The following is a 15,928-nucleotide window of genomic DNA, read 5'->3' on the forward strand; positions in this document are numbered from 1 at the left end:
GCCAACGGATGTTCCACCACCCACAAGGAGGCTCAACCGTGCCACTTCGCAAACTCTCCGCCCCCTGGCTGGGGGCAGCCATGGCGGTGATGGTCCTGATCGCCGTCGCAACGTACGTCCTCACGACCGTCGCACCGGCGGCGGCGGCCACCACAGCCGGCTGCGGCAAGGCGCCCGGACTGAACAGCGGCACCCACACCATCCAGAGCAGCGGGAAGAGCCGCAGCTTCATCCTTCGGCTGCCGGACAACTACAACAACACCTACGCCCACCGGCTGGCCTTCGGGTTCCACTGGTTGGGCGGCACCGCCAGCCAGGTCGCGGGCGGCGGCTCCGACGGAGCCGCGTGGGCCTACTACGGCATGCAGTCGCAGGCGAACAACAGCACCATCTTCGTCGCCCCGCAGGGACTCAACAACGGCTGGGGCAACTCCAACGGCGAAGATGTCACCTTCACCGACGACATGATCCGCGTGATCGACAACGCTCTCTGCGTCGACACCACCCAACGTTTCTCGGTCGGGTTCAGCTACGGCGGCGCGATGAGCTACTCGTTGGCGTGTTCCCGGCCGACGGTGTTCCGTGCGGTCGCGGCAATTGCGGCCCCGGGAGCGATCAGCGGATGCAGCGGCGGCACCCAGCCCGTGGCGTACCTGGGGATCCACGGCATCAACGACAACATCCCCAGCGGACGGTCGCTGCGCGACAGGTTCGTCCGCAACAACGGATGCGCCGCACAGAGCCCGCCCGAGCCGAGGGCTGGCAGCCTGACCCACATCACCACCGCGTACTCCTGCCAGCCCGGATACCCGGTGCTCTGGGCCGCGTTCGACGGCGGCCACCAGCAGGGCCCGGTGGACGGGTGCGCCGGCTGTGAGAGCGGCGCACGGAGCTGGGTCAAGCAGGAGGTGTGGCGGTTCTTCACGCAGTTCGGGTCGGACGTCCCGCCCACCACTCCCCCGCCGACCACCCCGCCGCCAGGGCAGCAGAACGTCCTGATCGTGGGGAGCCCGTCCGGCCGGTGCATCGACATCCCCAACTCCAGCACCACCAACGGCACCCGCCCGCAGCTGTGGGACTGTCACGGTGGCACCAACCAGCGCTGGACCCACACCGCCAACCGCACCCTGACCGTCTACGGCAACAAGTGCCTGGACGCCAGCGGGGCGGGCAGCAGCAACGGCACGGCGGTCCTCATCTGGGACTGCAACGGCCAGGCCAACCAACAGTGGAACCTGAACTCCAACGGCACCATCACCGGCGCCCAATCGGGGCTGTGCCTCGACGCCGTCGCATCCGGCACGGCCAATGGGACGCAACTTCACCTCTGGGCCTGCCACGGCGGTGCCAACCAACAGTGGGCTAGGCGCGCCTAGTACCACACCAGGCAACGCGCCGCTCGGGTCGTTTCCCGGGCGGCGCGTGCGTCTGGCAGGGGGGCCACCACCGCGCGGTCAGTATCGGTGGGGTGGGGCGCCGATGGCCAGGACAGCGGTGTCGTCGGTGAGTCCGGTGCCGAAGGTATCGATCAAGTCGATGATGGCGGTGACGGCGGCGGCTGCGGGCGCGGGCGCGAGAGAGCGAGCAAATCGGGCGAGGGCTGCCGCTCCGTACCGGCCATCGGCGGTCTCACTGCCGACGGAACGTGCCTCGGTGAGTCCGTCGCTGTAGAGGAGCAACGTGTCGCCAGGGTTCACCACCACTGTGGTGTTGGTGTATTGGGCGTTCGGGAAGGCCCCCACGATGCGGCCCTTCGTGGGGTGGTAGTGGACCGAGCCATCGGCCCGCAGCAGCAGCGGCTCCGGGTGCCCACCGCTGGCGATGATCGCGGTGAAGCCGCCGACGGCCGTCGTGGAGGTGAGGATGCCGAACACGACGGTGCAGTAGCGGGCGTCCTCGCGGTACTCCTGCCAGAGCACTGTGTTGAGGTTGTGCAGCGCGGCAGCGGGGTCGGGGTTGTAGACCGTCGCGGCCCGCAACGTGTAGCGGGCCAGGGCGGTGACGGCAGCCGCTTCGACGCCCTTGCCGCTGACGTCGCCCAGGAAGAACCCCCAGCGGCCGTCGACGAGGGGGAAGAGGTCGTAGAAGTCGCCGCCGACCTGGTCGGTGGAGGCCGCCCGGTAGTACGCGGCGCTGTCCAGCCCGGGCGGAGTCTGCAGCACGGCGGGGAGGAGACTGCGCTGGAGCTTGCCGACGAGATGCCGTAGCCGTTCGTCCTCGCGTTCTGCGGCCTTGCGGGCATCGAGGAGCTCTCGTTCGTAGGCACGGCGCATCTTGGCGTCGAAGATCGCCGTCCGGATGAGTTGGGGTTGCCCCTCGCTGCCGGCCTTGACGATCGACGTGACGAGGACCGGCATCCGGGAGCCGTCCCTGGTGCGAAGTTCGAGGGACACACCGCCGATCTCGCCCTGCATGGCCAGCATCGGCGCGAAGTGGGTCTCGTGGTAGATCCGCCCGCCGCCGGTGAGGAGATCGCTGAAGCGGCGCCGTCCGACGAGTTCCTCGCGGCGGTAGCCGAGCCAGGCCAGCAGGGTGCCGTTGATTTTGGCGATGGTGCCGTCCAGGAGGGTGGACAGGTACCCGCAGGGCGCGTTCTCGTACAGGTCTTCGAGGTTGTCTTCCAGCAGGGCAGGGAAGCCGGCCTCACTCGGCCGGGCACTCCTGTGATCGTCTGGACCTTGGCCGTGAGGGTCATGCCCCGCAGCGGCGGTCATCGGTAGGCGGCCCTGACAAACGACGTGATCGCTGCGGCCGTGGCCTCCGGCGCGCTCAACTGCGGGCAATGCCCGGTCGCGTCCAAGGTGACGAGCCGACTTCCGGCGATCTGTGCATGCACGAACGCGCCGACTTCGGGCGGCGCGATGGCGTCCTGAGCACATTGCAGGATCAACGTGGGAACACTCACCGCGGCGAGATCCGCCCGGTTGTCGGACAGGAACGTCGCACGGGCGAACACCTGCGCCATCGCGGGATTCGTCCGGCAGAAGCTCGCCGTCAGCTCTTCACCCAACTCCGGGCGCTCCGGGTTGCCCATGATCAGAGGTGCCATGCTCGACGACCAGCCGAGGTAGTTGCTCTCAAGTGAACCGAGCAGGTCGTCGATGTCGTCGCGAGTGAAACCGCCTCGGTAAGTCTCGTCATCGATGTAGCACGGTGAGGGGGTGACCAGGACGAGCGCGGAGAAGCGGTCCGGCTCCCGGTTCGCCGCGAGGACCCCGATGCTCGAACTGACCGAATGCCCCACGAAGATCGGCTGCTGGAGGTCGAGGTCCTGGCAGATACTCAGCACGTCGTCGGCGTAGCCGTCCAGGGAGGCGTACCGGTCAGCGTCCCAGGCCGCCGGGTCAGCCTGGCCTGATCCGACGTGATCAAACAACACCAGCTGGGCCCATTGTCCGATTTCGGCGGCCACATGGCGCCACATCTGCTGATCGCAGCCGAAGCCGTGCGCGAGCACAAGGGTAGGACCGCCCTCACGACCGGTCACCACCACGTTGTTGCGATTCCGCACAAGCATTCGCCTATCTTCCATCACCCGCATCCCCGTACCAAATGTTGGTTCACCTGGGCGAACGTCGTCGCACGAACGACCCCGCAGGCCCGTTGGCCGATGATCACCAGGATCGGCAGGAGAACCTTTCCCTGGTGGTGATGGCCGGTGCCGCGGCGGGCAGATCGTGTCCTGTCCGTTCGACCTCCTCCGCGGCCTCCAGGACCTGTGCCACACCAGGTGCCGCCAACGCCGGGTGGGTCTCGGCCACCGCGCGGCCCGAGGGGACGGGCCCGGCCCAGAGCGCGCGGTGCCAGGGGCGGTTGACCGGTGGCCCCCACAACGCCGGTGACACCGGCCCGAAGAGCAGGACCGATGGCGTGGCGTAGGCGGTCGCGAGGTGACCGATGCCGGTGTCGCCAGCGACCACCAGCCGACCGTGGGCGACCAGGGCGGCCACCTCCCCCACCCCGGTCCGTCCGGCGAGCACCGCCGAACCGGGCAGACCGGCCCGGGCCGCGACCTCGGCGGCGAGGACACCCTCGCCACTCGACCCGGTGACCACCACCCGATGTCCCCGGCAAGTCAGTTCCCGGGCCACGGCGGCGAACCGGTCGACCGGCCAGCGCCGCTGCGCGGCCTTCGCGCCCGGGTGCACGATGGTCACCCCGGTCGGCAGGTTCTGCGGGGGTGGTCGGCGCAGCGCGAGATCGTCCGGGTCGGCCACGATGCCGTACCAGGCCAACAGCCGGCACCACCGGTGGACCTCGTGCTCGAGGGCACCGGACGCTTGCCGTGCTTACGCCGGCTGAACCGCTCCTCCTCCGCGGCGGCCACCACCTGACCGTCGATGACCAGGGCGGCCGCTGGGTCATGGAAGACAGCGTTTATCCCGAGGACGCGCATAGACCGGCCTCTACCCCGCCGCGACGCGGTAAACCCAGAGATCAGCAACTTCCCAAAAGTGCTGATTGTCCACTTAGCTCGGGCTGGCCGGACAGGCGCTGATCGTCCACGCGGTTTCCCTGGTTCAGCCCTCGACCCCGGTCGCGGAGTGGGCCGCGCCGACCGGTTTCGACTGCGACGATCCGCGCTGCCGCAAATAGATCGACAGAACCACCATCGACGTGACGGCCAGCAGTTCCGACTGCCAGTTCTGCAGGGTGCGATTCCAGAAGTCCGGTTGGAGCAGGTACTGCCCCCACGACACCGGATCCTGGAGGTTGCCGAGCTGCTCCTCGTTGTACGCGGCGACCCCGGCGATCGACTGCGCCAGCCACGACAGCGCGAAGATCGCACCCATGACCAGGCCCAGCGAGTGGGAGAAGAGCGCCTGCCGCGCCCCACCGACGCGGGCCCACGCCGGCGAGGTGTCGGTGGCGTGGGCGCCGACCATCTGGTCCTCATCCGATTCACGGCCGGGCTTGTCGAGTTTCTTGGACTCCGGCGAGCCCTTCTGCAGCAGCCAGACGGTCAGGAAGATGTACAGGAAGAACTGCAGATACTCCGACTGCCAGTTCTCCGTGACGTCCACGGCGAAACTCGCCGACGTGACGTACCGGCCGAGCGACACCGGTGCCAGACCCTCGCTGAACTGTCGCTGGTTGAAGTCGGCGTGCCCGGCGAAGGCCTGACCGACCAGCGAGAGGAGGAACAGCAGGCCGAAGACCAGGCCGAGGGAGTTTTCGCGAAGAAACCTCCTCACCGGTGCAACACCCCCAGCGCACCGAAGTAGACCAGGCCAGCGGCGACCACGAGCAGCAGCAACACGAACTGGACCCGCATTGGCTCACCCTCCCTGGAGCACACAGTCGTAGGGCTTCTCACCCCGGGCGGTGCAACCGGCGGCGACCACGCGCCAGCCGCCGGGGAAGACGGCGAGGAAGACCGTGTCGCCGCTGAGCCGCACCTGCGCCCGCTGGCCGTACACCTCGCTGGCCGACACCCTGCCCGGTTGCGGGAGGTTTTCGGCCAGGATCGCCTCCGCGCACGGTTTGTCCGCAGACTGCTCGAGTTCACCGAGGGTGTCGGGTCCCAGCAGCGCGCAGGCCGCAGCCGCGTCCCTCTCGGCGGCGGCGGTCAGCATCCGCACGGCGACGGCGGCCGCCGCGTCGCCGCGGTCGGTCACCGAGCTGCAACCGGCCACGGTCACCAGAACCAGAGCCGCGCCCAACGCGGCGCCTGCACCCCTCATGTAGGGCCCACTCCCCCCGATCGCCGCCTCCCAGTCGAATGGGATCACCGACTCGCGTTGGCCACCGGGATATCCAGGTTTATCCCGGCGCTGGTCACCGCCAGCAGGTAGGTGACGCAGGGAGCGGCGGCGCGCAGGGCCAACGCGACCTCGGCAGACTCGGCCGCGCGCTGTGTTCGCAACAGGGCGCTGATGCCGTGGGCGCTGAAGAAGGTCACCCCGGAGAGATCGAGCACCAGACGTGCGGGTCGCCGGGTGATCACGTGTTCGGCCAGCTCACTGATGAGATGAGCGGTGCTCATGTCGACCTCGCCGGAAACGGCGATCAGTGGCGCATTCCGATCGTTGTGCAGGTCGAGCGTCATGATCGGTTTGGCGGGCTGGGTGTGCTGCCGAGTGGGCTGAGCGTCGTGCCGAGTGGGCTGAGCGTGCTGCCGAGTGGGTTGTTCGAGGATGGACATGACGCCTCCCGATCTGGTGCATCGGTGAGTCGGACCCTCCCGCGGCGACGAGGCGCGGGCGGCGGACCTGGGCGCATGTCTTGACCCGCGAACCACCCTACCCACGATTTTCGCCGCTGACACCACTCGCGCGGTGGCCGAGCCTCGATCCGGCAGTGCTGGCGAGAATCCCCGAAGAGGTGCCGCTCGTCCGGTTTGGTCCGCCGGCCCGGGGCAGGGCACATGCTGAAGGGCGGTCGAGGCGAGGAGGCGACGGTGGCGGACGCGACGGTGGCGGACCTGGTGGTGGCCCGGTTGGCCGACTGGGGCGTGGACCGGGTCTTCGGCTACTCCGGGGACGGTATCGATGGGGTGATGGGGGCCCTGCGTCGGGCCGGTCGGCCGGAGTTCGTGCAGGCCCGGCACGAGGAGACGGCGGCGTTCATGGCCTGCGGGCACGCCAAGTACACCGGCGGGCTGGGGGTGTGCCTGTCGACCCAGGGACCGGGCGCGGTGCATCTGCTCAACGGCCTCTACGACGCCCGGCTGGACTCCCAGCCGGTGCTCGCCCTGGTCGGTCAGCAGGTGACGTCCGTGCTGGGCAGCGGCTACCAGCAGGAGATCGACCTGGTACGCCTCTACGGCGATGTGTGCGCACAGTTCGTGCAGACCGCGTACACCCCGGAGCAGCTGCCGATGCTGCTCGACCGGGCGATCCGCACCGCCCTGGCGACCCGCAGCCCGACCTGTGTGATCCTGCCGCACGACGTGCAGACCGCCCCGGCCCCGGACCTCGGCGCACAGGAGCACGGGATCATGGTGACCAACCCCGGGTTGCCGGTGCCCGAGCTGCGGCCCCGCGCCGGTGATCTGCGGGCAGCCGCGGACCTGCTCGACGCCGGGGAGCGGGTGGCGATCCTGGTGGGGCAGGGTGCCCGAGCCGCCGCCGGCGAGGTGGTCGAGCTGGCCGAGGCCCTCGGCGCCGGCGTGACGGCGTCGCTGCTGGGCAAGCCGGTGCTGGACGAGTCGCTGCCGTTTCACACCGGCGTGATGGGTCACCTGGGCAGCACCGCCAGCAGCATGCTGATGAACGAGTGCGACACCCTGCTGATCGTCGGCAGCAACGATCCCTGGTCGGAGTTCTACCCGGCACCGGGGCAGGCCCGGGCGGTGCAGATCGACATCGACGGTCGACGCCTGGGGATGCGCTACCCCGTGGAGGTGCCGCTGCTCGGCGACGCCGCCGAGACCATCCGGGCGCTCCTGCCGCTGCTCACCGCGCGGTCCGACCGGAGCTGGCGTCAGCGCGTCGAGGGCGAGGTGACCCGCTGGCGAGACATCGCCCGACAGCGGGCGACGGCCACCGCCGAGCCGGTGAACCCGCAGTACGTCCTGCACGCCCTCACCGACCGGCTACCCGCAGACGCGCAGGTGGCGGTGGATGTCGGGTCGGTGACCTACTGGTACGCCCGGCACCTGCGGCTGCCCGTCGGAGTGGACGCGCACCTGTCCAGCACCCTGGCCTCGATGGGTTCGGCGCTGCCGTACGGGCTGGCCGCGAAGCTCGCCACCCCGCACCGACCAGTGGTGGCGCTGGCCGGGGACGGGGCGATGCAGATGAACGGGCTGGCCGAGTTGCTCACTGTGGCGCACCGCTGGCGGGACTGGGCGGACCCCCGGTTCGTGGTGCTGGTGCTGCACAACCGCGACCTGGCCGAGGTGAGCTGGGAGCAGCGGGAGATGGAGGGCGATCCCCGCTTCGTCGACTCCCAGCGCCTGCCCGACGCGCCGTACGCCCGGTGGGCCGAGTTGCTGGGTCTGCGCGGCGTTCGGGTCACCACCCCGACCGAGGTCGACACCGCCTGGGACGAGGCCCTGTCGGCGGACCGGCCGACGCTGATCGAAGCGATCGTGGACCCGGCGATCCCTCTGCTTCCGCCCGCGCAGCCCTACCAGAAGATCGCCACCATGTACGAGGCGCTCGGTCGGGAGAACACCGACCTGGGCCGGCGGGCGCTGGCGCATTTGCGCCGCGAACGGGCCACCGAAGGCTTCGACGATCCGCAGTGAGACCGGGCAGGCATGACGAACAAGATTCGGGAGAAGTATCCCTGAGCAGACGCGGAGCGGCACGAGCGACAGGGGGAACGTGATGGGCCGAGCGAGGCGCTCCGCGCACGCCTTCGCGGGCGGCGCGCTGGCGGTGGTGCTCGCTGGGCTGGTCGCCCTCGTCACGCATCAGCCGTGGCTGTTCCCCAGTCTGGGGCCGGCGGTGATGTTGCAACTGGAGAAGCCGGGATCGCCCGAGTCCTCTCCGCGCAACACGTTCATCGGGCACGGGGTGGCCATGCTGGCCGGGTACCTGTTCCTGGTGGCCTGCGGGCTTGCCGACGAACCCTCGGCGCTCCAGGAGGGGGTGACCGGGTTGAGGATCGTGGCGGTGGCCGGGTCGCTGGCGGTGACCGCATCGCTGTTGTTGTTGCTGAAGGCGTCGCACGCCCCGGCGGGTGCGACGACACTGATCGTGAGCCTGGGCCTGCTCCGTACCCCGACCCAGTTGCTCGTCGTGGCCGGCGCGGTGGTGCTGGTCACGGTCGTCGACTGGCTGTACGGACGGGTGTCGGGCCGACCGATGCCGCTGTGGGCGGCGCCCGCGCCGTCACCGGAAGGAGAACATCGTGGTGGACCGGATCGCCGACCCGTGGGGTGAGCGGACCCCGTACGGGCCGGGACAGCAGTGGCCGGTGCGGGTGGACCGGTACCTCGCCGACGGCCGGAGCGACGCCGACGTGGACCGGTGGGTGCAGTCGGCGTCGATACTGCACTCCAACGGCGACGCGCTGGACATCGCGGTCGCCGACGGGCGGATCGTCGGGGTGCGCGGGCGGGCCGTGGACCGGATCAACCGGGGTCGGGTCGACCCGAAGGACCTGTACGGCTGGCAGGCCAACCACAGCCCGGACCGGTTGACCCGACCACTGGTCCGCGACGGCGGCCGCCTGGTCGAGACGGACTGGGACACGGCGATGGGCCGGATCGTGGCCCGGTCGAAGGAACTCCTCGACGGGCCGGGTGGGTGGGGGCACTTCGGCTTCTACACCAGTGGGCAACTGTTCCTGGAGGAGTACTACACGCTCGGTGTGATCGGTAAGGCCGGTCTGGGCACGCCGCACATGGACGGCAACACCCGACTGTGCACGGCCACCGCGGCGGCGTCGATGAAGGCGAGCTTCGGCACCGACGGGCAGCCCGGCTCGTACACCGACGTGGACCACTGCGACGCGATCGCGCTGTGGGGTCACAACGTCGCCGAGACGCAGACGGTGCTGTGGATGCGGATGCTGGACCGACGCCGTGGCCCCAACCCCCCGGCGATGCTGGCGGTGGACCCGCGCGCCACCCCGGTCGCCCGGGAGGCCGATGTGCACCTGGCGGTGCGTAACGGCACGAACGTGGCCCTGATGAACGGCCTGCTCCGGGAGATCATCCGGCGCGGCTGGTACGACCACGACTACGTCGAGGCCCACACCCTGGGTTTCGACGAGCTGTGCCGGATCGTCGACGGCTACCCGCCGTCGCGGGTCGCTGACATCTGCGACGTGCCGGCCGTCGACGTGGAGCGCGCCGCCGAACTGCTCGGCACCTCGCAGCGGTTGCTGTCGACAGTGTTGCAGGGCTTCTACCAGTCGAACCAGGCCACCGCCGCCGCCTGCGCCGTCAACAACCTGCACCTGGTCCGCGGCATGATCGGCCGGCCCGGCGCCGGGATCTACCAGATGAACGGCCAGCCCACCGCCCAGAACAACCGGGAGACCGGCGCCGACGGCGACCTGCCCGGTCTGCGTAACTGGGACAACGAGCGGCACGTCGAGGAGCTGGCCCGGCTGTGGAACGTGGATGTGGACACCATTCCGCACTGGGCGCCGCCGACGCACGCCATGCAGATCTTCCGGTACGCCGAGCAGGGCTCGATCAAACTGCTCTGGATCTCCGCCACCAACCCGGCCGTCTCACTGCCGGAGCTGCACCGGATCCGGCAGATCCTGACCCGGCCGGAGCTGTTCGTGGTGGTCCAGGATCTCTTCCTCACCGAGACCGCTGAGCTGGCCGACGTCGTGCTGCCCGCCGCCACCTGGGGCGAGAAGACCGGCACGTTCACCAGCGTCGACCGGACCGTGCACATCTCCGACAAGGCCGTCGACCCGCCCGGGGAGGCCCGCCCGGACCTGGACATCTTCCTCGACTACGCCCGTCGGATGGACTTCCGCGACCGCGACGGCCAGCCGCTGATTGACTGGAGCGGGCCGGAGGAGGTGTTCGAGGCGTGGAAGGAGTGTTCGCGGGGCCGACCGTGCGACTACACCGGGATCACCTACGAGAAGCTGCGCGGCGGCTCCGGCATTCAGTGGCCCTGCACCGACGAGCATCCCGACGGCACGGAGCGCCTCTACACCGACGGACATTTCCACACCGAACCCGACTACTGCGAGACGTACGGTCATGACCTGGCCACCGGTGCGGAGTTCACCGAGGCGGAATACCGGGCCAAGGAACCGGACGGGCGGGCGTTCCTGCACACCGTCGACTACCAGCCCTCACCTGAGGTGCCCGACGACGAGCATCCGCTGCTCCTCACCACCGGCCGCACCGTCTACCAGTTCCACACCCGCACCAAGACCGGCCGCGCCCCACAACTCAACCAGGCGGCACCGGACGTGTGGGTCGAGTTGAACCCCGCCGACGCGGCCCGGTTCGGCATCGTCGAAGGCGATCTGGTGGGCATCTCCTCGGCCCGCGGCGCCATCCAGGCCCGCGCCCGGCTCTGCGGCATCCGCCCCGGGGTCGTCTTCCTGCCGTTCCACTACGGCTACTTCGACCAGGACCCCACCGACCGCACCCCGCGGGCGGCGAACGAGCTGACCATCACCGCCTGGGACCCGGTGTCCAAGCAGCCCCTCTTCAAGGTCGCCGCCGTGGCGGTGGCGAAACTCGCCGACGGGCGGGGCGTACCCTCGCCGGCACCGACCGTCGGCGGCAGCGCACCACCAGCGGACGCTGACGTGCCGCCCACCGTCGGTGGGCCGGCAGCCGAGGCCACCAGCGGGAAGGAGTGAGCCGTGCACCTCGCCCACTACCTGGGTCTCCTGCACCGTGCGCAGGTCAACCTGGCCGACGCGTTCCGGCAGGTCGCCGACGCGCACGCCGAGGAACCGGACATCGAGCACCTCTGCCAGCAGCAGGCGAAGCGCTGCGACGCACACGCTGAACAGCTGCACCCGTTCGTGGTCCGCTACTCCGAGGACGCTCCCGACGAACCCGACCGGCTGCACTCGCAACTGTTCACCGGCACCCGCACTGGCGGCATCGGCCTCCTGCGGGACCTCCAGGACCTCTACCTGATGGCCGCCGAGTGCGACATCACCTGGACGGTCGTCGGCCAGGCCGCCTACGGTGCCCGCGACAAAGAACTGCTCGCGGTCGTCCTGCGCTGCGAGGGAGAGACCGCGATCCAGCTCAAGTGGCTGCGTACCCGGATGAAGGCCGCCGCGCCCCAGGCGCTCGTCGTCGCCGACTGACGGCGCCGACCGGGGCAGGCGGCCGTTACGGTCCGCTGGTCCGCCGGGTGGCCGCCGGCGGCCACCCGGTGTGTCCCGAGGCTCTTCGGGTAGGGCATCAGGAACCGAGAGAAAGGGATTCCTGATGCCGAGCATCACCATGGCAATGCTGGAGACGTACCCCAGATCGATCAACCTGGACCGCGCGAAACTGGCCGCTGCGATCGACGCGCTCAACGACTGTGCCCAGGCCTGCACCGCGTGCGCGGACGCCTGCCTGAGCGAGGACATGGTCACCGAGTTGACCAAGTGCATCCGCACGGACCTGGACTGCGCCGACATCTGCACCACCACCGCTCGGGTGCTGTCCCGACACACCGGCTACGACGCGAACATCAGCCGCAGTCTGCTGGAGGCGTGCGCGACAGCCTGCAAGTCGTGTGGGGACGAGTGCGCCGCTCACGCCGACAAGCACGAACACTGCCGGGTCTGCGCCGAGGCGTGTCGGGCGTGCGAGCGGGCCTGCCGGGACCTGCTGGCGACCATGAGCTGAGCAACAGGCAGGGGTGCCGGCAAGCGTCAGCCACCTTCCCGACGACAGGAGGCGCAAACGGCGCCAGCCGGCACCCGGTTCCAGGATTCGGACGTTTCCGCCTTCAGCATGGGGTTACCACCTGAACGAGACGAGGAACGACAGTCGACCGTTGAGGGGAACCGTCATGGCCCGACCCAGGATCGTCATCGTCGGCGCGGGATTCGCCGGCTTCCACGCCGCGCGCCGGCTGGCCCGCGTCTCGCGCGGCGCCGCCGACGTGGTGCTGGTCAACCCGACCGACTACTTCCTGTATCTGCCGCTGCTGCCCGAGGTCTCCGGTGGCGTGCTCGACCCGCGCCGGGTCACCGTGTCACTGGCCGACACCCTGCCCGGGGTGCAAGTTGTCCTCGGTGAGGTCGACGGCATCGACACCGACGGGCGGACCCTGTCCTACGTGGACCCGGAAGGGCGCACCAGCCGGACTTCGTACCACCGCCTGGTCCTGGCCGCCGGCAGCGTCAACAAGCTGCTGCCGATCCCCGGAGTCGCCGACCACGCGCACGGCTTCCGCGGCATCCCGGAGGCGGTGTACCTGCGGGAGCGGCTGATCCAGCAGATCGAACTGGCCGACGCCACCGACGACCCGACCGAACGGGAGGCACGCTGCACCTTCGTCGTGGTCGGCGCCGGCTACACCGGCACCGAGGTCGCCGCCCAGGGGCAGCTGTTCACCGACGAGATCGTCCGCCACCACCCACGGCTGGACGGGATCCGTCCACGCTGGTTGCTGCTGGACACCGCCGACCGGGTCCTGCCCGGCCTCGCCGCCCGGATGTCGCGGGCAGCCGAGCGGGTGCTGCGCGAGCGCGGGATCGAGGTGTGCCTGGGCACATCGGTGACCGAGGCCACCGCCGACGGAGTTCAGCTCTCCGACGGCCGGTTCCTGCCGTCCCGGACCCTGGTGTGGTGCGTCGGGGTACGGCCCGACCCGCTCGTCGAGGCCACCGGACTGCCGACGACCCGCGGGCGGGTCACCGTCGACGAGTACCTGACCGTGCCCGGCCACCCGGAGATCCTGGCCTGCGGCGACGCCGCCGCCGTACCCGACCCCGCCCGACCCGGTGAGATCACCCCGATGACCGCCCAGCATGCCGTGCGGCAGGGCCGGCTGGCCGCCGACAACATCGCCGCCTCGTACGGGGTCGGCCGACGCCGCCCGTACCGGCACCGTGACCTGGGTTTCGTGGTGGACCTCGGCGGGTGGCAGGCCACCGCGAACCCTCTGCACGTACCTCTGTCCGGGCTACCGGCCCGCGCCATGGCGCGCGGCTACCACCTGCTGTCCCTGCCCGCCAATCGCGCCCGCACCGCCGCCGACTGGCTCTTCGCCGCCGTCGGATCCCGGCCGAGCGTGCAACTCGGCCTGGTGCCCGACGCCGCCGTGCCCCTGGACACCGCCGCCCCGGAACTCGCCCGCCGCTGACCTGTCCCGGGGACCGGTGCGGGCAGTGAGCCGGTACCCACGGCGAGGGCTGCCGGTTGATCGGGAACGCGAGCCGCCCCGCCGCCGAGAGGCGGCGGGGCGGGCCAACCGGCGCCTCGTCGGGTCACTCGCCGCCAGCGGCTCTGTCACGGTCGGCTTCGGCATCCGCCGCGCCGGTCGGGGTGCCGTCGCCGTCGCGGGCCGCGTGGGACAGGTCCACGTCTGCACCGGCCCGGGCGGCGTCCGCCTTCGCGTCGTCAGCGCCGACGATCTCCCCGGCGGGGCCGGCGTCCGCGCCGTCGTCGTCGATCAGCCGTCCGGCGGCGGCCAGTCCGACCGGTACGTACCTGGGATCGGTCATCTCGTCCTCCTCGGGGGTTTTGCTCGCCCCCTACCGCTACCCCCAGGTGGTTTCCACACACCCCGGCCCGCTACTCCTCCGGGACGCGCGGCCCGACCTCTCCCCGTCTCAGGTGCTCCGCGTTGCGGTCGGCCTCACTGTCGGCGTTCGCGGCCCCGGAGCCGGGATCGGTCGTTCGGCGCCCCTCGGCGTCCTGATACACAGCGCCGGTCTCGAGGGCTCTTTCCTGCTGACTCTGCTCAGGCGTAGTCATGAATTCCCACCTACCCTCCGGCTCCAACAGCAAACGGTCCCGCCGGTGCTGCGGCGCGTTGGCCTGCCGAACGGTGGGCCGGTCTGCTACGGCTGTGGGCGGCGTGTGTTCTCGACCATCGCCGAGGCGACGTCGCGTACTTTGCGGTTGCTGTCCTGCGACATCTTGCTCAGGATGGCGAATGCCTGCTCGGGGGTGCAACGACGCTCACCCATGATGATGCCTTTGGCCTGTTCGATGACGGCGCGGTTCTCCATCGCCTTCTGCATGTGCCCGGCCAGGGTGGCCTGAGTTTCGTACAGGTGGGCGTTGGCCAGGCCGACGGCGGCGAACCCGGCGAACGTCTGAGCGATCGCGATCGCGTCGTCGTCGAAGGCGTCCGGTGTGGTGGCGTAGATGTTCAGCGCACCGGTGACGTGCTCGTGCACGGGCAACCCGACCGACAGGGAGCTGTGCGCACCGGCCTGGGCGGCGGTCTGGGCCCAGCCGGGCCACCGCTGCTCGGTGCCGGTGTCCGGCACGATCAGACTGGAGGTGCTCTCAGCGGCCTGCAGGCACGGACCGTAGCCACGTTCGTACTGCTTCTCGTCCAGGGCGCGGGCGAGCTCGCCGGTGAATGCGGCGGTCTGCGGCTTGTTGCCGTGCAGCAGGGTGACACTGACCTCACTGGCCCCGGGGATCGTGCGCTTGGCCAGTAGCGCGATCTTTCCAGCAGGGCGTCGATGTCAACGTCGGCGAGTCGAATACGGCCGAGCTCGGCGAACGCCTCGTGCGGGTCCATGGGTTCGACGTGCGTCATCAAAGCGTCCTTAACGAGGGCGCGTATCACCACCAGGTGCCTGGGGTGGGGTGCGCGGATCGCTGCAGGACTCTTCAGGCGGAGTCCGGGATCCGCGCCGCTTCTTGACGCCGGTCTCGACGACGCCCATCGAAGGCGCCGTGCCACAGAATTTCAGCCTACCCGTACCGGAACGTCGGCTGCGATCCACGTCCCGCGGTGGCGGCGTGCCGCCCTCGCATCGCCAAGTAGCGGCCTGTCATCGAACAACCAACCGCACCGTCCACGAGGTCGCTCAAGCCATGGCGGAGCGCACCGCCGAAACCGCCGGACAGTAGTCGCTCAACCTCCTCTCCCTCGCAGCCCCGACATCGATCCTGATCGTGGCTTCAGGCGACGCAGAACTCGTTGCCCTCGGGGTCCTGCATGACGACGTGCCCGAGGACATCGCCGTACCACTCCTCGCGGACCACAGTCGCGCCGGCGGCAACCAGTTCGGGCACCTTCTGCCGGATCAACCGGGCGCGCTCGGTCATGTCCCCGGAGCCGGGACCTGCCACCCGGATGTCGATGTGCATCCGGTTCTTGGCGGACTTTCCCTCGGGAACCTTGAGGAAGCTGATGGCAGGACCCCGACCGTCCGGATCGACTATGGACGCGTTGTCGGGCTCGTCGAAACCGGGCTCCTTGACATAGCCGAGGGCCAACGCCCAGAAAGCAGCGATCTGCTGGGGATCGTCGGCATCGCATCCCAGGGTCCAATGAGTGGCCACCGCGCCAACCTACGTCAGCTGTGACACCCTGTCACCGCCCTGATCGGGCGTCGCCCGGCTGACACC

The 15,928-nt window shown here is 69.9% G+C and carries 16 protein-coding genes; 7 read left to right on the top strand and 9 right to left on the bottom strand.

Going from position 1 to position 15,928, the window contains the following annotated elements; all coding sequences use genetic code 11:
- The first annotated feature begins 38 nt into the window (after positions 1 to 38).
- On the top strand, positions 39 to 1,376 hold the full coding sequence (locus MED15_RS03870; protein ID WP_425271065.1) for a ricin-type beta-trefoil lectin domain protein: 1,338 nt from the start codon (positions 39 to 41) through the stop codon (positions 1,374 to 1,376).
- A gap of 78 nt (positions 1,377 to 1,454) precedes the next feature.
- On the opposite strand, the gene MED15_RS03875 is transcribed toward MED15_RS03870, so the two are convergent.
- The 6 genes from MED15_RS03875 to MED15_RS03905 form a co-directional block, all read right to left on the bottom strand.
- On the bottom strand, positions 1,455 to 2,714 hold the full coding sequence (locus MED15_RS03875) for a PP2C family protein-serine/threonine phosphatase (RefSeq protein WP_112697453.1): 1,260 nt from the start codon (positions 2,712 to 2,714) through the stop codon (positions 1,455 to 1,457).
- On the bottom strand, positions 2,711 to 3,517 hold the full coding sequence (locus MED15_RS03880; RefSeq protein ID WP_112697658.1) for an alpha/beta fold hydrolase: 807 nt from the start codon (positions 3,515 to 3,517) through the stop codon (positions 2,711 to 2,713). Before MED15_RS03880 ends, MED15_RS03875 begins: the two co-directional genes overlap by 4 nt.
- Before the next feature lie 97 nt (positions 3,518 to 3,614).
- Positions 3,615 to 4,235 (bottom strand): glycosyltransferase family 9 protein, encoded by a 621-nt coding sequence (locus tag MED15_RS03885; RefSeq protein WP_425271066.1) that lies wholly within the window; start codon positions 4,233 to 4,235, stop codon positions 3,615 to 3,617.
- 285 nt (positions 4,236 to 4,520) lie between these two features.
- Positions 4,521 to 5,195: a DUF6766 family protein gene (locus MED15_RS03895; RefSeq protein WP_112583457.1), complete on the bottom strand. Its 675-nt coding sequence runs from the start codon at positions 5,193 to 5,195 to the stop codon at positions 4,521 to 4,523.
- 84 nt (positions 5,196 to 5,279) lie between these two features.
- Complete coding sequence (locus MED15_RS03900; protein ID WP_112697457.1) at positions 5,280 to 5,684, bottom strand: hypothetical protein; 405 nt, start codon at positions 5,682 to 5,684, stop codon at positions 5,280 to 5,282.
- Between the two features lie 44 nt (positions 5,685 to 5,728).
- A complete protein-coding gene (locus MED15_RS03905) occupies positions 5,729 to 6,049 on the bottom strand; it encodes an STAS domain-containing protein (RefSeq protein WP_167457565.1) in 321 nt (106 codons plus the stop codon).
- A 351-nt stretch (positions 6,050 to 6,400) separates the two neighbouring features.
- Between MED15_RS03905 and MED15_RS03910 the strand changes: the two genes are divergently transcribed.
- The 6 genes from MED15_RS03910 (at position 6,401) to MED15_RS03935 (ending at position 13,697) form a co-directional block, all read left to right on the top strand.
- Complete coding sequence (locus MED15_RS03910) at positions 6,401 to 8,194, top strand: thiamine pyrophosphate-requiring protein (protein WP_208646485.1); 1,794 nt, start codon at positions 6,401 to 6,403, stop codon at positions 8,192 to 8,194.
- Positions 8,195 to 8,276: 82 nt separating this feature from the next.
- Positions 8,277 to 8,834: an HPP family protein gene (locus MED15_RS03915; protein WP_112697463.1), complete on the top strand. Its 558-nt coding sequence runs from the start codon at positions 8,277 to 8,279 to the stop codon at positions 8,832 to 8,834.
- Positions 8,803 to 11,238, top strand: a complete 2,436-nt coding sequence (locus tag MED15_RS03920) for a molybdopterin oxidoreductase family protein (protein WP_112697465.1) — start codon at positions 8,803 to 8,805, stop codon at positions 11,236 to 11,238. Before MED15_RS03915 ends, MED15_RS03920 begins: the two co-directional genes overlap by 32 nt.
- A 3-nt stretch (positions 11,239 to 11,241) precedes the next feature.
- Positions 11,242 to 11,700 (top strand): hypothetical protein, encoded by a 459-nt coding sequence (locus MED15_RS03925; RefSeq protein ID WP_112588631.1) that lies wholly within the window; start codon positions 11,242 to 11,244, stop codon positions 11,698 to 11,700.
- Between the two features lie 124 nt (positions 11,701 to 11,824).
- A complete protein-coding gene (locus tag MED15_RS03930) occupies positions 11,825 to 12,232 on the top strand; it encodes a four-helix bundle copper-binding protein (protein ID WP_112588629.1) in 408 nt (135 codons plus the stop codon).
- Between the two features lie 166 nt (positions 12,233 to 12,398).
- The gene (locus tag MED15_RS03935) at positions 12,399 to 13,697 is read left to right on the top strand and encodes an NAD(P)/FAD-dependent oxidoreductase (RefSeq protein WP_112734799.1); all 1,299 of its coding nucleotides are present in this window, start codon (positions 12,399 to 12,401) and stop codon (positions 13,695 to 13,697) included.
- Positions 13,698 to 13,821: 124 nt separating this feature from the next.
- Here the strand turns inward: MED15_RS03935 and MED15_RS03940 are convergent, their stop codons facing one another.
- The 3 genes from MED15_RS03940 to MED15_RS03955 all read right to left on the bottom strand — a co-directional run bounded on the left by MED15_RS03940 (position 13,822) and on the right by MED15_RS03955 (position 15,862).
- Complete coding sequence (locus MED15_RS03940; protein WP_112697469.1) at positions 13,822 to 14,058, bottom strand: hypothetical protein; 237 nt, start codon at positions 14,056 to 14,058, stop codon at positions 13,822 to 13,824.
- Positions 14,059 to 14,397: 339 nt separating this feature from the next.
- The gene (locus MED15_RS03950; protein ID WP_341866334.1) at positions 14,398 to 15,015 is read right to left on the bottom strand and encodes an ANTAR domain-containing protein; all 618 of its coding nucleotides are present in this window, start codon (positions 15,013 to 15,015) and stop codon (positions 14,398 to 14,400) included.
- Between the two features lie 463 nt (positions 15,016 to 15,478).
- Complete coding sequence (locus MED15_RS03955; RefSeq protein WP_112697473.1) at positions 15,479 to 15,862, bottom strand: VOC family protein; 384 nt, start codon at positions 15,860 to 15,862, stop codon at positions 15,479 to 15,481.
- Between the last annotated feature and the right edge of the window lie 66 nt (positions 15,863 to 15,928).

Origin of the sequence: Micromonospora noduli, assembly GCF_003264475.1 — a bacterium.
GTDB lineage: Bacteria > Actinomycetota > Actinomycetes > Mycobacteriales > Micromonosporaceae > Micromonospora > Micromonospora noduli.